Origin of the sequence: Paenibacillus sp. FSL L8-0502 (genome assembly GCF_038593055.1) — a bacterium.
Lineage (GTDB): Bacteria > Bacillota > Bacilli > Paenibacillales > Paenibacillaceae > Paenibacillus > Paenibacillus polymyxa_D.
This window is the reverse complement of the sequence record NZ_CP151958.1, coordinates 5,388,328-5,401,836: the sequence shown is the minus strand read 5'-3', so window position 1 is coordinate 5,401,836 and position 13,509 is coordinate 5,388,328. Positions and strand designations below refer to the sequence as shown.

The following is a 13,509-nucleotide window of genomic DNA, read 5'->3' as shown; positions in this document are numbered from 1 at the left end:
TACAGTTTGTTTTGGTATAGCTATGCTGAAAAAAAAAGCTCCGGCATGACGAACAATTACGTCTGCCGGAGCATTGTACAGCCAATGAATCTAAGATGTCATGTCGAACTACTGTGGGTTGGTTGTCCAAATACCGGCTACTTTTAATTGAACTCGTGGAGGCAGTTTCAATGTGGCTAATGTCAGATCGGCCAAATCCTGCGGTTGAAGCATGCGATCCTCATCACCAATAGGTAATCCTGCGTTTGCCGCCAGTTCTGTATTGACAGTGCTTGGAGTCAGCGCGGTGACGCGAATGTTAGATTTGCGAACTTCCTGCATCAGTGCTTCCGTGAAGCCCATCAAAGCAAATTTGGATGCGCAATATGCTGAGCCTGTTGCAAAACCCCGTTCTCCTGCCGTCGAGGAAATATTAATAATGTTTCCGCTCTTTTGCGCCAGCATGCTTGGAAGCACAGCATGTGTGACATAATAGGTTCCCATCAGGTTTACGCGAATAATACGTTCCCACTCTTCGGGGTCCATCTCCGCGACTGTGCCAAAGGTAGCAATGCCTGCATTGTTGATCAAAATGTCGACAGCGCCTAGCTCATGTTCCAGTGAGGCTACAGCGGCAGCGGCCTGTGAGCGATCCGATATATCTGCAACAGCACTCACCACTTTCACACCGTATGTACTCCCCAGTGAATCCTGCAGCTTTTGCAGGTCAGTCAATGTGCGTGAAATTAATCCCAGGTTAACGCCTTCCTTAGCTAAAGTTTCGGCAATTGCTTTACCGATTCCTTTACTGGCTCCTGTAATAATAGCTGTTTTATTCTTAAGTTCCATCCAGTCTCCTCCTTATTAATCTATAATGTGGTTGTGCATCTGGGCACATGGTTACATTATACAAGGTTAAACTCATTGAACCAAACTTCGCCTCTGATGAGGCATTCATTTAGAGGTCTCTATTTGGAAATATAAATATCCCCTGAAGTGGTTTCGACCTTAATCACGTTCACACTACCGGGAACAGATTCGGGAGTATTGATACTCCCAGAGTCAGAGCGGACATTATAAACACCTTTAAAATTGGGAGCTTGCTTAATCTTCACGTCACCAGAATCAGCATTCACTTCCAAGTTGGCTACGGCACGTTGCGTAATATTTGTCTCCCCTGAGGTTAGGGAAATAAGGCCATTACCGCTATAATCACGAATGGTAACATCACCTGAAGTAAGCTTTAACTCCATATCTGCTGCAAGCTGACTGGCTGTAAAATTGCCGGATGTTAAATTTGCGATCAGGTGGGTACTTTGGAGGTTTGTAATCTCGGCAGTGCCTGAAGTAGCGGTGATGGAAGTATTCTGCACGGAGGCATCCTGAAGTTTTACATTCCCTGAATGTGCATCTACCTGTAGGTCAGTTAGTGTTTCGCCAGAGGGCATCTCTACGGTAATCGTTTGATCCAAATCAGGAGTGATCGAAAAGAATGACAAGGAAGGGGCCGGCTCCGATTGAATCGTAAGCTTACCGTTCTCAATTCGGGCATTATGAATTTGGTCGGCTACCTTTGTCTGAACTTCTCCACTAATGCGTATCGTACCTTGGTCGCCAGAGCCAGGAGTAAACAAAATAGAGACATCATCGGAGCTGTCCACTTTCAGCTTCTGTAGCTGACCACGTGTAAACGTCCATTTTTTGTTAATCGCAGTTGTTTCCTTCATGACTTGTTGACTCCATGGGGCACCGTAGGCCACCATTCCGGCTACACCGATGACAATGCACAGACCTGCTGCAATAAACCACTTTTTATTCATGTTGTTAGTAAGCTCCCCTCAGGGTAGTCTGATTCCATTTCCAGTATCGTACAGTGCCCCTGACCATAAGGAGTAAGAGATAACGTACTCCAGGCAGCAGCAATAGACCTATACCCGTCAACGTGATAGAGAAAAAGAATTTGGCCGGGTAAAAGGTGCTGTTTAGCGCATAATCAGTAACAGCGAGAAGGGGGGCTACAATGAAGCTGATCGATACCACAGCCAATGAAGCCCATACTACCCATAGGGTAGCCATAATCGGGATGGAGATCAGCAAGTTAAGAAACAACAGCCCTAGGAAAGTAAAAATATTGCGTGCAAAGCTTCCCTGGCGAAGCGGAGGAGAAGCGTTCCAGGCTGCATTGGGATCATCCAACGCTTCTCGGGCAATATCCTCTGGGTTACCCAGCTCATTGGCAATCTCACTTTCGCTTTTGCCATTAACTAACCCGTAGTCAAAATGCTGGCTCAAATCACTAAGCAGCTCATTGCGTACCTCTGCAGGGAGAGGAGAAAGACGCTGTTCCACCTCTGTAAGAAACTGTTTTCTATTCATCGGTATTTCCTTCCTCCAGTAGGCTTGCGACATTATGGACAAAATCATTCCATTCCCGCGTAAGTATTCTTGTATAATGACTGCCAGTATCGGTCAGCCGATAATATTTGCGAGGAGGCCCCTCGGTCGATTCCTGTAAATACGTTGTGCAGTATCCTTCTGATACCAGACGGCGAAGCAGTGGATATAGGGCTCCCTCGGCTACTTCAATATGACGGGAGACGGCTTGCGCCAACTCGTAGCCATAACGGTCTTTGCGTCCAATTAGAACTAGAACGCACAGTTCCAGTACCCCTTTTTTGAATTGGATGTTCACATTCACGAGCGGTGCTCCCTTCCTGGATGTTATCAATAATTCATAGGTGTCGTTCGGAATAAGGGAAAGAAACGTGTGTTTGTGCATAATTTGTCACGGGTACTAATTATAGAACAGTAGTCAGGTATAATTTAACATCATGTACTGATTAATGCAAGGTACTAAATTTTTAATAATAAAATATTTGTGTCAAAATGGACAGATTTCCTTCCTTGGAGGCTTTATTGAGTAGCGAATGTTGTAGAAAAAAGTATTTTTATTTGGGAATTCATCGAAATATGGCTGGAAGCACAGATAGGATGCCGCTTTAATTTCATTCATTAAAATGATAGATTGTAAAGTATTCAATACGGTTAAAGATACTTTTTATGAAGAGGTGGGTAAAGGATGGATTGGAAACAGTGGTATATGGAACTGGAACAGGATGATGAATCTTGGGATGTATCTGAGGAGATTGTTCTGCGTGGTGTAGTACAACTTAATTTTTGCGGGCAACCCTCGGAAGTAGAAGTCGAATTTATCGTGGGAGCCGACTCCGAAGAACAGGCACAGACGATAGAAGAACCTACACAGTTGCAAAAAAAGACATGGGAGCAGTATATGGAATATTCATCAGCTATTCATCCTCAAGTGTTGGAATCCATACACCATCATTATGCTGGCATCGTGGAAAAGTATCGGAATGCTTACAGTACATGGGGAGAGGACCCAGACGAATATGCGCCTTATGTGGAGCGGCCGGAACAATTGTTGGATCGAATACAGCTTATGTCTGTACTGATTTCCGACTCATCGGCAAAGGATGAACTATATTTGAATTTTAGTTGCTCCTGGGATCGAGAACATGGCTTAGGCGTACATATGAAACAGATGAAAACGGAGCATATTCAAGGCGTATATACATTATATGATCTAGAATAAATCCCCTTCCTGGCTTTTAGCAAAAAGGCCGGAAAGGGGACAGGATAAGCTCAAAATGATGGCGCGATTCGATACGATAAAAAAATTAGTTGGATACAGCCAGTGCAGCTCGGGCTGCTTGAGCCGCTTGTACCATTTGTCGCAAGGCGGCGACAGATTCTTCCTTGGTGCGGGTTTTCAGACCACAATCCGGATTAACCCAGAACAAATCAGATGGCAGTACGCGCAAGGCACGCTGGATCATGCTTAGCATTTCAGATACATCGGGGATGCGCGGACTGTGGATATCGTACACGCCCAGACCGATGCCTTTGTCGTATACCTGATCTTCAAAGCTGACAATCAGTTCTCCGTGGCTTCGCGAAGTTTCAATAGATATAACGTCGGCATCCATGTCGGAGATGGACTGAATCATATGCTGAAATTCGGAATAGCACATATGCGTATGGATTTGGGTCGCAGGTTCAACGGTGGCCGTGGTCACAAGGAAGGCTTGAACTGCCCAATCCAGATAGGCTTGCTGTTGTTCTTTTTTCAGCGGAAGCCCTTCACGAATTGCGGGTTCATCGACCTGAATCATGCTGATGCCCGCTTGTTCCAGTGCCTCTACCTCTGCCCGTAATGCCAGAGCCAGTTGTAAAGCAACTTGGCTTCGCGGAATATCATTACGTTCAAAAGACCAGTTCAAAATGGTCACAGGGCCTGTAAGCATTCCCTTAACAGGCTTGGAAGTTAACGATTGAGCGAATGCCGTTTCTTCCACAGTCATGGGCTGATCGAAGGAGACGTCTCCGTATATAATCGGCGGTTTGACACAGCGGGAGCCGTAGGACTGCACCCATCCGTTTTGTGTAAAAGCAAAACCGTTCAGCTTTTCGCCAAAAAATTCAACCATATCGGTCCGCTCAAATTCCCCGTGTACAAGCACGTCAATGCCAATGTCCTCCTGAATATCAATCCATTCCTTGATTTGCTGTTGGATGAACGTCCGGTATTGCTCGGCAGACCATTCTCCTTTGCGATAGTGCAGGCGGGCCTTGCGGATCTCGGCGGTTTGCGGGAAGCTACCAATGGTCGTCGTAGGCAGTGGAGGCAACTTCAGCTTATTTTGCTGAATCTCACGACGCTCGGCGAAAGGAACGCTGCGTGTTAGAGGCTCCTTTGCCAGCAAGTCAGCCAGATCGTCAGCTGTTTGTACGCGTGCCGCTGAGCTGTTGAAACGGGCTACCGCATCTGCACTTTGTCCAAGCTTGGTGAGTGCGGATGGATCGTGTTTGCCAAGTGCAGCCGTCAGGACGGCGATTTCCTCAAGCTTTTCATCGGCAAAAGCCAGCGCTTGCACCAGTTCTCGATCCAGCTTGTGCTCTGCTTCCAGACTGACTGGCACATGCAGCAGACTGCATGATGGCTGTACGATAAGCTGCTCGGCAGTGGTCTGTTCTGCTAACTGACCCAGCAGGGTAGCCACAGCGTTAAGGTCGCTGCGCCATATATTGCGCCCGTCAATGACCCCAGCGCCCAGCGTTTTTCCTTTAGGGAAACCATACTGCAATATATGCTGGAGATTTTCGCCATCATCATACACAAAATCAAGACCCAGTCCCTGTACCGGAAGTGCGGACAGACGCTCATAATGGTCCAGGCTGCCAAAGTAAGTTTGCAGCATTATATTTAAAGAGGGCGCAGCTTGGGCCAAAGCTTCATAGACTTCCTGAATAATGTCCAGATCCTCTACTGGGAATGAGGTGGTCAGGACAGGTTCATCGATTTGGACCCACTGAACACCTTCTGCTGCTAGTTCAGACAGGACACGGGTGTATAAAGGCAGGAAGGTTCTTATAATAGAAGCAAGCTCCTTGCGATCATAGCCTTTGGAAAGGGTAACGAATGAATAGGGGCCGATGAGGACCGGTTTCCCATCAATGCCTAGCTCTTGTTTTGCTTCACGATAAGCCCGTAAAGGTTTATTTTCAGTGAACACCGGGACTGCGTTTGCCAATTCAGGAACGATGTAGTGATAATTGGTGTTCATCCATTTGGTCATTTCACTGGCGGTTGCTCCCTTCTGTCCACGAGCGATCCCGAAATACACGGACAGAGGAATCGGACCTGCGGGACGATGGTTGAACCGTTCGGGTACGAGACCAAACATCACAGATGTATCCAGCATGTGATCATAATAGGAGAAGTCTCCGACAGGAATGCGATCAATCCCCTTGTCACGCTGCTTGCTCAGATGCTCCAACCGTAATCTTTTCATTTCCGTTTGCAGTTCGCTTTCGCTAATACTGCCGTTCCAGAAGCGTTCCAGTGCTTTCTTCCATTCCCGGTTTTCGCCGATACGCGGATATCCTAGATTACTGCTAATTAAGCCGGACAATTCAGGCCATTCAATGACGGACATGTACTTTTCCTCCTAGTGGGTGGCTGTTTTATTTTTACGTACCAAAAAAGGCATTCTTCCCCCCAGAGTTAAAAATAAGTAGGGGAAAGAATGCCTCCGTGATTAAAAAATCAAAAATACGGCGACTGCTCTTAACACCTCCCTATCTTCCGTAGGTACTTGCGATGTTGTTAAAATAGGCAGGTCTCCTGACTTACGGATCATGACTCTCAGCATCCCTTCCCGGTCTGTGGACCAGTGGTTGTATGAACAGCTGAAAGTTCCCCGTTTACAGTGGCGGGACCGTGCCGGATTTGCACCGGCTTCCCTTTTAAGCCTGATCTGAATAGAACAGACACCTATCTCCAAGCTATGCGGTTAAGGTATGACGAATAATTATGCACTCGTATACTTGTTCACCATCATAAGTGAAACTTGCAGGATGCGCAATAGAAACTACAATGGAATCTGTTAGGGATATGCAAAAAAAGACAAGCCTCATCCATGATGGAGACTTGTCCTAGATTAGATATAGCATTTGCCGAGTAACCTTCGCCTTAAGTCAATGAAACGGTGTAACCTGCCTGAATGCTGGCTTTTACATCTACCAGACGCTGGTTGCGACTGCCCCGGAAGGGAAGGGTCAGGTCCTTTTGCTGTTCTACAAAACGACCATCCACAATCACATCGCACAAAAGCGCTAGCTCCTGTCGCTCCTGATCTGTGAGTAGATCTTCATAGACAAAGCCAGTGTAAGCCCACACGGTTCGGTCGGGACAGGCCGCACGGAAGTCGCGCACAAATTGCGAGCATTCTGCTGCTGAGAAAAACGGGTCTCCCCCGCAGAGAGTCAGTCCATCCAACAACGGATTATCCATGATGTCACGAATGACTTCCTGTTGTCGTTGGGGTGTGAATGGCTCACCTGCACGGAAGCTCCACGACGCTGGATTAAAGCATCCGGGACAGGCATGACGGCAACCGCTAATGAACACGACGGTGCGCAGGCCGTATCCTTCGTTCAGAGATTCCGGAATGTAGCCACACAAATTCACTTATGTTTCACCCGGTCTCGAACTTCTGCCTGTTTTGCAGCATTAAAGCGAACGGTATAATCCCCTGTCAGATATCCGGTTACCCGACGTAAGCGCTGAAAGTGTGTGTGCTCCTCATCTGTGCCACATTGGGGGCAGCTTGTCCCGATAATCCCTTCATAACCGCATTCTGTACAACGATCCACCGGATGGTTGATGGAGAAGTAGCCGATATTCTGATGCAGCGCGTATTGAACAATTTTAAGAAACGCATCCGGGTTATTCCGCGCATTACCGTCCAGCTCAATGTATGATATCGCACCAGCGTTGCATAGGTTATGGAACGGAGCTTCCAAGCTGATTTTACGAGCAGCCGGGAGCGTGTAATACACGGGAATATGAAAAGAATTCGTGTAATATTCTCGATCATTCACCTCAGGAATAATCCCGAAATCACGTTGATCCAGCAAGGTGAACTTGCCCGACAGACCTTCGGCAGGCGTAGCGAACAATGTAATATTCAAATTGTGATATTCACTCATTCGATCGCAATACACGCGCATAGAAGTGATGATTCGTTGTGCCTCTCGGTATACGAAATCATCCTCCCCGTGGTGTTTCCCGTATAGTGCCTTCATGCACTCAGCCAGTCCGATGAATCCGATCGAAAGCGTACCGTGTTTTAGTATGCTTCCCACCTTATCATCTGGCTCTAGTTGTTCTCCACCTTCCCATACCCCTTCGCGCATCATAAAGTCCGAGGCTTTGGCCGGCTGGCTGGTCTGGATTTGATAGCGATGGATTAAGCCATCCACCGCAATGCGCATAACTTCTTCTAGTCTCGCATCAAAGCGATCACGGTCAGGTGTCAGGCGTTTGCCTGTGCAAATACCATACTCAATGCCAAGCCGCACCAGATTAATGGTATTGAAGGAGAGATTTCCCTTACCACTCTGCCGATTTCTACCGAAACGGTCAGAAATGGTGCGGGTACGGCAACCCATTGTCGCTATAATGGTATCCGGGTCATCAGCACGGTAAAAAGGCAGGTTAAAGGTGGCATCCACATTCACAAAATTGGGATACATCCGTCTGCTAGAGCATTCTACCGCCCGTAAGAACAAATCATAATTGACGTCGCCTTCTGCCTGATTGATTCCCTCTTTGCATTGGAAAATATGCTGTGGAAAAATAGGAGTTTCCCCGCTACCCAAGCCGCGAATCGTGGCCTCCAGCAGCGATTGAGTAACAAGCCGTCCCTCAGCAGACGTGCACATTCCGTAATTCAGTGAAGTGAATGGAATCTGTCCACCCGCGCGACTGCTCATGGTGTTCAGGTTATGAATGAGCGATTCAGCAGCCTGTCGGGTTTCCGTCTCCGTCTCTTCGCGAGCGAATGCGTATGAACGAGGGCAGGCTTCTTGCAAATGGGGATTGGCCATATGTAGTTCATCGTCAGTCAGACTGGATTCTATCTCTTCCTCGAACAGCCGAAGTCCCTTGCGCAGATGCTTGCGGAAGGACCGGGCAACGTATGGGGCAAGGTCCCAATCTATTTTATTGGCGGAGACACCTCCGAATTGGCTATTTTGCTGAGACTGGAATATGATGGCAACTAGTGCCATAGCGGACATAATCGTTTGCGGTGTGCGTACAGAGCCATTGCCTGTATTGAATCCGTCTTGTAGTAACCGGCCAAAAGGGATAAAGATACAATTCGTAGTTCCGAGTGCGTATTGGTCCAAATCGTGAACATATACATATCCGTGATCAATCGCGTTCGTCAGTTCAGGCGGAAGTACCCGCAGGCGCGCATACCATTTGGCATACTCGGACCCAAGCTTGCTCATTTTGCCGCTGAACGATTCTCCATTCAAATTTGCATTCTCCCGCAGCATGTCCAGATCTTGTGCCCCAATGACCCGCTCGCCGATGTCGTATAATTGATGTTCCTCCAGCACCTTCATCGTAAAACCCTCCATATAGTAAAATATATATATTTTTCACAAAAACAACATATTGATGATATCTAGTGATAACCAATTGTTTCGATCTATATATTGTATATACGTATACATCGGGAGTATGTGACTATTGTCACATTAGCAAGAGCGGCCGACACGAAAAAGCCAGGTATAGAGTAAGGGGCACATCCGTAGATATGCGCCTTACTCTATACCTGGCAATCGAAGTTGTGACAAAAAAATGAATAGGGTCGTCGGTACATTGTGTATGATTTTGGGATATAGATTTAGAAGGTTTAGAGTAGCTTTTTCAACTGGGACACCCGGCCTTGGGAGATATCGAGCATTTCTGCATACACTTTTTGTGGCAGGTTCGGGTGATCCTGAATTAGCTTGCGAAGCTTTTTTACCATTTCACCTTGCTGCACTCTGGATTGCTTGGGCTGCCACGTTGTGTTGTTTCGGATCGGCTGGGTATGTTCTTGAGCCTGGATAGCATCATTGCTTGTGGCATGCACATTTTCATCGGTCTTTAATAATTGAATGCAATCAGCGCAGATAAAGCTGTCCCGAAAATAAGTTAAGTGATCCACCGCGCCGCAAAATTTGCAGGAGACACCCGTGTATTTTCTTAATACAAATCCTTCTTCATCTACGAAGAATTCAAGCGAATCACCGATATTGATATCCATTGTGGTGCGCATTTCCTTAGGGAGTACAATTCGCCCCAATTGATCCAGGGGCCTTGTCATTCCGGTATTTTTCATCAGCGCTTCCTCCTTCAATGATATATCCTGATTATACCAAAAAATATTATTTTTAGCTTTGTATATTGAAGGTAAAATGCAACTTTTTTTGTCTTTGCTGCGACTCTCTTTCATCCAGTATAGGATGTTTACGGTATTGTTGCCGGGATACTCCTTTTTAGCTATGATATATAAAACGCTTTCATGTATGCCTTTTCATTATATTCTTAAATGGAATAAGGAGATGACGGATATGAGTCATGAAACAACGGATATCGAATATTTATTTCAAGATCCGAAGATTCATCTGGATGAGCGTGTACGGGATCTCGTGTCACGACTAACCTTGGAGGAAAAGATCGAATCCATGTTGCAATATCAGCCGGCCATTGACCGATTGGGAGTCGCAGCTTACAAGCACGGTACGGAAGCGGCGCACGGGATAGCATGGTTGGGTGAGGCGACTTCATTTCCTCAGCCAGTAGGATTGGCATGTACTTGGGATACGGAATTAATGCGTCAAATCGGATCTGTTATCGCAGATGAGGCGCGTGTCTACTATCGTCGTGATCCCAAATTAAACGGTCTGACCTTGTGGGCACCTACGGTGGATATGGAGCGTGACCCAAGATGGGGACGCAATGAGGAAGCTTACGGCGAAGACCCATATTTGACGGGAGAACTGTCAAAGGAGTTAGTCAAGGGGATACAGGGCGATCATCCGGTATATTTGAAAGCGGTTGCCACTTTAAAACATTTTCTGGGTAACAATAATGAAGTGGATCGGGGAAGTGGCTCCTCCAGTATAGATCCACGAAACCTGCGAGAATATTACCTAAGAGCCTTTGAGAAGCCTTTTATGGAAGGCCGCGCCCAGTCGATGATGACTTCCTACAACCTGATTAATGGAACGCCTGCTACGTTATATCATGGGGTTAACGATATTGTCAGGGACGAATGGGGGATGGACGGCTTTGTCGTAAGTGATGCGGGTGATGTCATGGGGATTGTCAACGATCATCAGTATTACGATTCCCACACGCCAGGTGTGGCCGAATCTATTCGGGCGGGAATTGACAGCATTACAGATGATGCGGAGCTCTCCAAGCGGGCGATTCGAGAAGCTTTGGCACAAGGATCGCTGCAAGAAGAAGACTTGGATCGGGCATTGTTTCATACGTTCCGTGTCCGTTTTCGGTTGGGGGAATTTGATCCGGCTGCAGACAACCCCTATGCCTCGATCGGAGAGGAAGCTCTCATGACAGAGCAAGCCCGTGAATTGTCGTTGCGTGCGGCGAGGGAGCAGATCGTATTGCTTAAAAATGAGCATGAACTCTTGCCATTGGACCCTGCCCGGTGTGGCAAAGTAGCGGTCATTGGTACGCATGGCAATGAGGTGTACCGCGACTGGTATTCCGGTACGCTGCCCTACCGGGTTACACCGCTGGAGGCGATTCGTACCAAGCTGGAAGGCGAGGACGAGAAGGAACGCGTCGTGTACCTTGATGCCAAGGATCGCGTGACCTTGACGGCGGCGAATGACGGATCGAAGCTCGCAGTTGATTCTTCTGGTGAGATGCGCCTATCCCAGGATGGAGACCCAACGGTATTGACCATGACGGATTGGGGCTATGGCAGTGTGACGTTACATGATGAGCATCTGGGTACTTACGTGACGAGTGATGAAATAACGCTTCGTGTGACAGCTGATGAAGCGTATGGCTGGTATGTCAAAGAGGTCTTTGGGCTGACTCCTGTTGGACAAGGAGAGCATCTGTGGACGACATGGAATGGAAAACCAGTCATTGCCGGAACAGAGGGCTCATTAAAGGTAGGGGAGGCTGAAAAATCCGCACTTAACGCTGTAGAGTGTAACGTCTCAACAGCCTCGACAGTTTCAGGACAGAGCCATACAACATTCCAGGTAGAGACGGTGTCAGATGGTTTAGCGGAAGCGATAGCCGCTGCGCAAGCGGCAGATACAGCCATTGTATTTGTTGGAAATCACCCGCTCATCAATGGAAAGGAAGAGAATGATCGCCCAGGCTTGGAACTGGCAGCTTCCCAGCAACGGCTTATCGAGGAAGTGTATCGTGTCAATCCGAATACGATTGTGGTTCTGACGGGTAGCTATCCATTTGCCATCCCTTGGGTTCAGGAGCATATTCCAGCGATCGTATACACGTCTCATGCGGGACAAGAGCATGGTACGGCAATAGCGGATGTGTTATTTGGAGATTACGCGCCAGCGGGGCGTTTGAACATGACCTGGGTTCAGAGCGAGGATCAATTGGGCGACATCAAAGATTACGATATTATTCGCGGTGGTCGTACCTATCAATATTTTGAAGGTGTATCCTTGTATCCATTTGGCCATGGATTGACGTATTCGCCTTTTGAATATAGTGACCTGCGTACAGATGCCCTGAAGGATAGCGTAACATCTATTGCTGCACTGGATGCCATGGATACGCTCCAGGTGTGGGTAGAGGTGACGAATCGGGGCGTAGCTGCTGGTGAAGAGGTTGTGCAACTCTATGTACGGCCTGGTGCCTCACGAGTAAAGCGACCATTGAAGACATTGTGCGGTTTTCAACGTATTCGCTTAGAGGCAGGTGAGACGCGAACGGTTTCCTTTACGATTCGGATGAAGGATTGGGCGATCTGGGATGTTACGCGGGATTGCTATTGCGTTGAATCGGGTGAATATACACTGCTGGCTGGTGCTTCCTCAGCGGATATCCGATTGGAGCACCCTGTGTACGTTCGAGGCGATGTCATCCCACCACGCCAAGCCAGACGAAGTATCCGCGCTGAAAACTTCGATGATTGCTCCGACATCGTACTAGATGAAAGCAAGGAGCAAAAGGAGGTCTGTGTACGTCCGCGCGCACCTCAACGTTCTGGTTGGATTGCCTTTCATGGCGTAGACATGGATACGGTGAGTGTGGCCGAGCTTCAGTGCCGTGTGTCAGGCAACAGCAGTGATGCCACAATTGAGCTGTGTTTGGATGCACCCGATAGTGAAGCCGTGGCACGTGTGAACGTGGGCAATACAGGAGGGGCACAAGCTTGGGTTACACTCTCCGAAGCGGTACATTCAGTCTCTGGCATACGTGATGTATATCTGTTGTTGAGCGGGGAAGTGCGGTTAGCTCATTTTATTTTGGATGATCATGCTACAGAGGATTCCGGCTTTCAGGCTTGAACTTACTTCTGACATCACGTACAATGCATTCAACGAAGTTTCTACAGCTTAGGGGTGTCATCTCATTTGAATAGTGAAAAAAGACTACGCACCGCAACGCCCAGATGGCTTGGGGTGGCGGTAAAGGCGCTTGTCTATTTGGAAAAGCACGGAGAACTCTGTGCCAGCGGTTCTATTGCCCGTTCCATTGACTGCGAAGTCACTTTGGTGCGCAGGGTGCTGACGCGACTTGTACAGGCAGATTTGATTGCAGCACGCGAAGGTCGTGAGGGAGGCTATGTGCTTACCCGTTCGGCCGACCATATTACACTTGCCGATATATACCACGCCATTGAAATATGTGATCCAATTTTCCCGGGTATGATGCATGAACCGGAAACCAATCCTTTTTGTGAGGAGTTGGCGATAGCCGTATCCGAAATTTTAGCCGAGAGCGAACGACGTATGCTGGAAGTATGGGGGGCCCATACGCTGGCTTCGCTTGCCAAGCGTACATCACTCGTGGTGGGGAAATGCAATCATAATGAAGATTCAAAATGATAATAGCCGATACAACTCTCAAAAGAGGGTTGTATCGGCTAT

The 13,509-nt window shown here is 47.7% G+C and carries 11 protein-coding genes and 1 riboswitch; of the genes, 3 read left to right on the top strand and 8 right to left on the bottom strand.

Going from position 1 to position 13,509, the window contains the following annotated elements:
- Window positions 1-108: 108 nt before the first annotated feature.
- From NSQ57_RS23615 to NSQ57_RS23600, 4 genes are all read right to left on the bottom strand, one after another.
- Complete coding sequence (locus NSQ57_RS23615) at window positions 109-828, bottom strand: 3-ketoacyl-ACP reductase (RefSeq protein WP_039271709.1); 720 nt, start codon at window positions 826-828, stop codon at window positions 109-111.
- 119 nt (window positions 829-947) lie between these two features.
- Window positions 948-1,799, bottom strand: coding sequence for a DUF4097 family beta strand repeat-containing protein (locus tag NSQ57_RS23610; protein ID WP_340933553.1), 852 nt, complete (start codon window positions 1,797-1,799; stop codon window positions 948-950).
- A 4-nt stretch (window positions 1,800-1,803) separates the two neighbouring features.
- The gene (locus NSQ57_RS23605; RefSeq protein ID WP_342425386.1) at window positions 1,804-2,355 is read right to left on the bottom strand and encodes a DUF1700 domain-containing protein; all 552 of its coding nucleotides are present in this window, start codon (window positions 2,353-2,355) and stop codon (window positions 1,804-1,806) included.
- Window positions 2,348-2,677: a PadR family transcriptional regulator gene (locus NSQ57_RS23600; RefSeq protein ID WP_039271704.1), complete on the bottom strand. Its 330-nt coding sequence runs from the start codon at window positions 2,675-2,677 to the stop codon at window positions 2,348-2,350. The genes NSQ57_RS23605 and NSQ57_RS23600 overlap by 8 nt, the downstream gene beginning before the upstream one ends.
- A 381-nt stretch (window positions 2,678-3,058) precedes the next feature.
- On the opposite strand from NSQ57_RS23600, the gene NSQ57_RS23595 reads away from it, so the two are divergent.
- Window positions 3,059-3,592: a hypothetical protein gene (locus NSQ57_RS23595; RefSeq protein ID WP_342425385.1), complete on the top strand. Its 534-nt coding sequence runs from the start codon at window positions 3,059-3,061 to the stop codon at window positions 3,590-3,592.
- Window positions 3,593-3,677: 85 nt separating this feature from the next.
- On the opposite strand, the gene metE is transcribed toward NSQ57_RS23595, so the two are convergent.
- From metE to NSQ57_RS23575, 4 genes are all read right to left on the bottom strand, one after another.
- Window positions 3,678-5,996, bottom strand: a complete 2,319-nt coding sequence (gene metE, locus NSQ57_RS23590) for a 5-methyltetrahydropteroyltriglutamate--homocysteine S-methyltransferase (RefSeq protein WP_069012086.1) — start codon at window positions 5,994-5,996, stop codon at window positions 3,678-3,680.
- 160 nt (window positions 5,997-6,156) lie between these two features.
- Window positions 6,157-6,353: riboswitch (cobalamin riboswitch) on the bottom strand.
- 179 nt (window positions 6,354-6,532) lie between these two features.
- Window positions 6,533-7,030 carry an anaerobic ribonucleoside-triphosphate reductase activating protein gene (gene nrdG / locus NSQ57_RS23585; RefSeq protein WP_039271699.1) on the bottom strand — a complete coding sequence of 166 codons (498 nt, stop codon included), beginning with the start codon at window positions 7,028-7,030 and terminating at the stop codon, window positions 6,533-6,535.
- Window positions 7,027-8,976: an anaerobic ribonucleoside triphosphate reductase gene (locus tag NSQ57_RS23580; protein ID WP_029518614.1), complete on the bottom strand. Its 1,950-nt coding sequence runs from the start codon at window positions 8,974-8,976 to the stop codon at window positions 7,027-7,029. Before NSQ57_RS23580 ends, nrdG begins: the two co-directional genes overlap by 4 nt.
- A gap of 293 nt (window positions 8,977-9,269) precedes the next feature.
- On the bottom strand, window positions 9,270-9,740 hold the full coding sequence (locus NSQ57_RS23575; protein ID WP_029518613.1) for an AbrB/MazE/SpoVT family DNA-binding domain-containing protein: 471 nt from the start codon (window positions 9,738-9,740) through the stop codon (window positions 9,270-9,272).
- A 232-nt stretch (window positions 9,741-9,972) separates the two neighbouring features.
- On the opposite strand from NSQ57_RS23575, the gene NSQ57_RS23570 reads away from it, so the two are divergent.
- Window positions 9,973-12,927 (top strand): glycoside hydrolase family 3 C-terminal domain-containing protein, encoded by a 2,955-nt coding sequence (locus NSQ57_RS23570; RefSeq protein ID WP_342425384.1) that lies wholly within the window; start codon window positions 9,973-9,975, stop codon window positions 12,925-12,927.
- Window positions 12,928-12,993: 66 nt separating this feature from the next.
- Window positions 12,994-13,467 carry an Rrf2 family transcriptional regulator gene (locus tag NSQ57_RS23565; protein ID WP_029518611.1) on the top strand — a complete coding sequence of 158 codons (474 nt, stop codon included), beginning with the start codon at window positions 12,994-12,996 and terminating at the stop codon, window positions 13,465-13,467.
- Window positions 13,468-13,509: the final 42 nt, after the last annotated feature.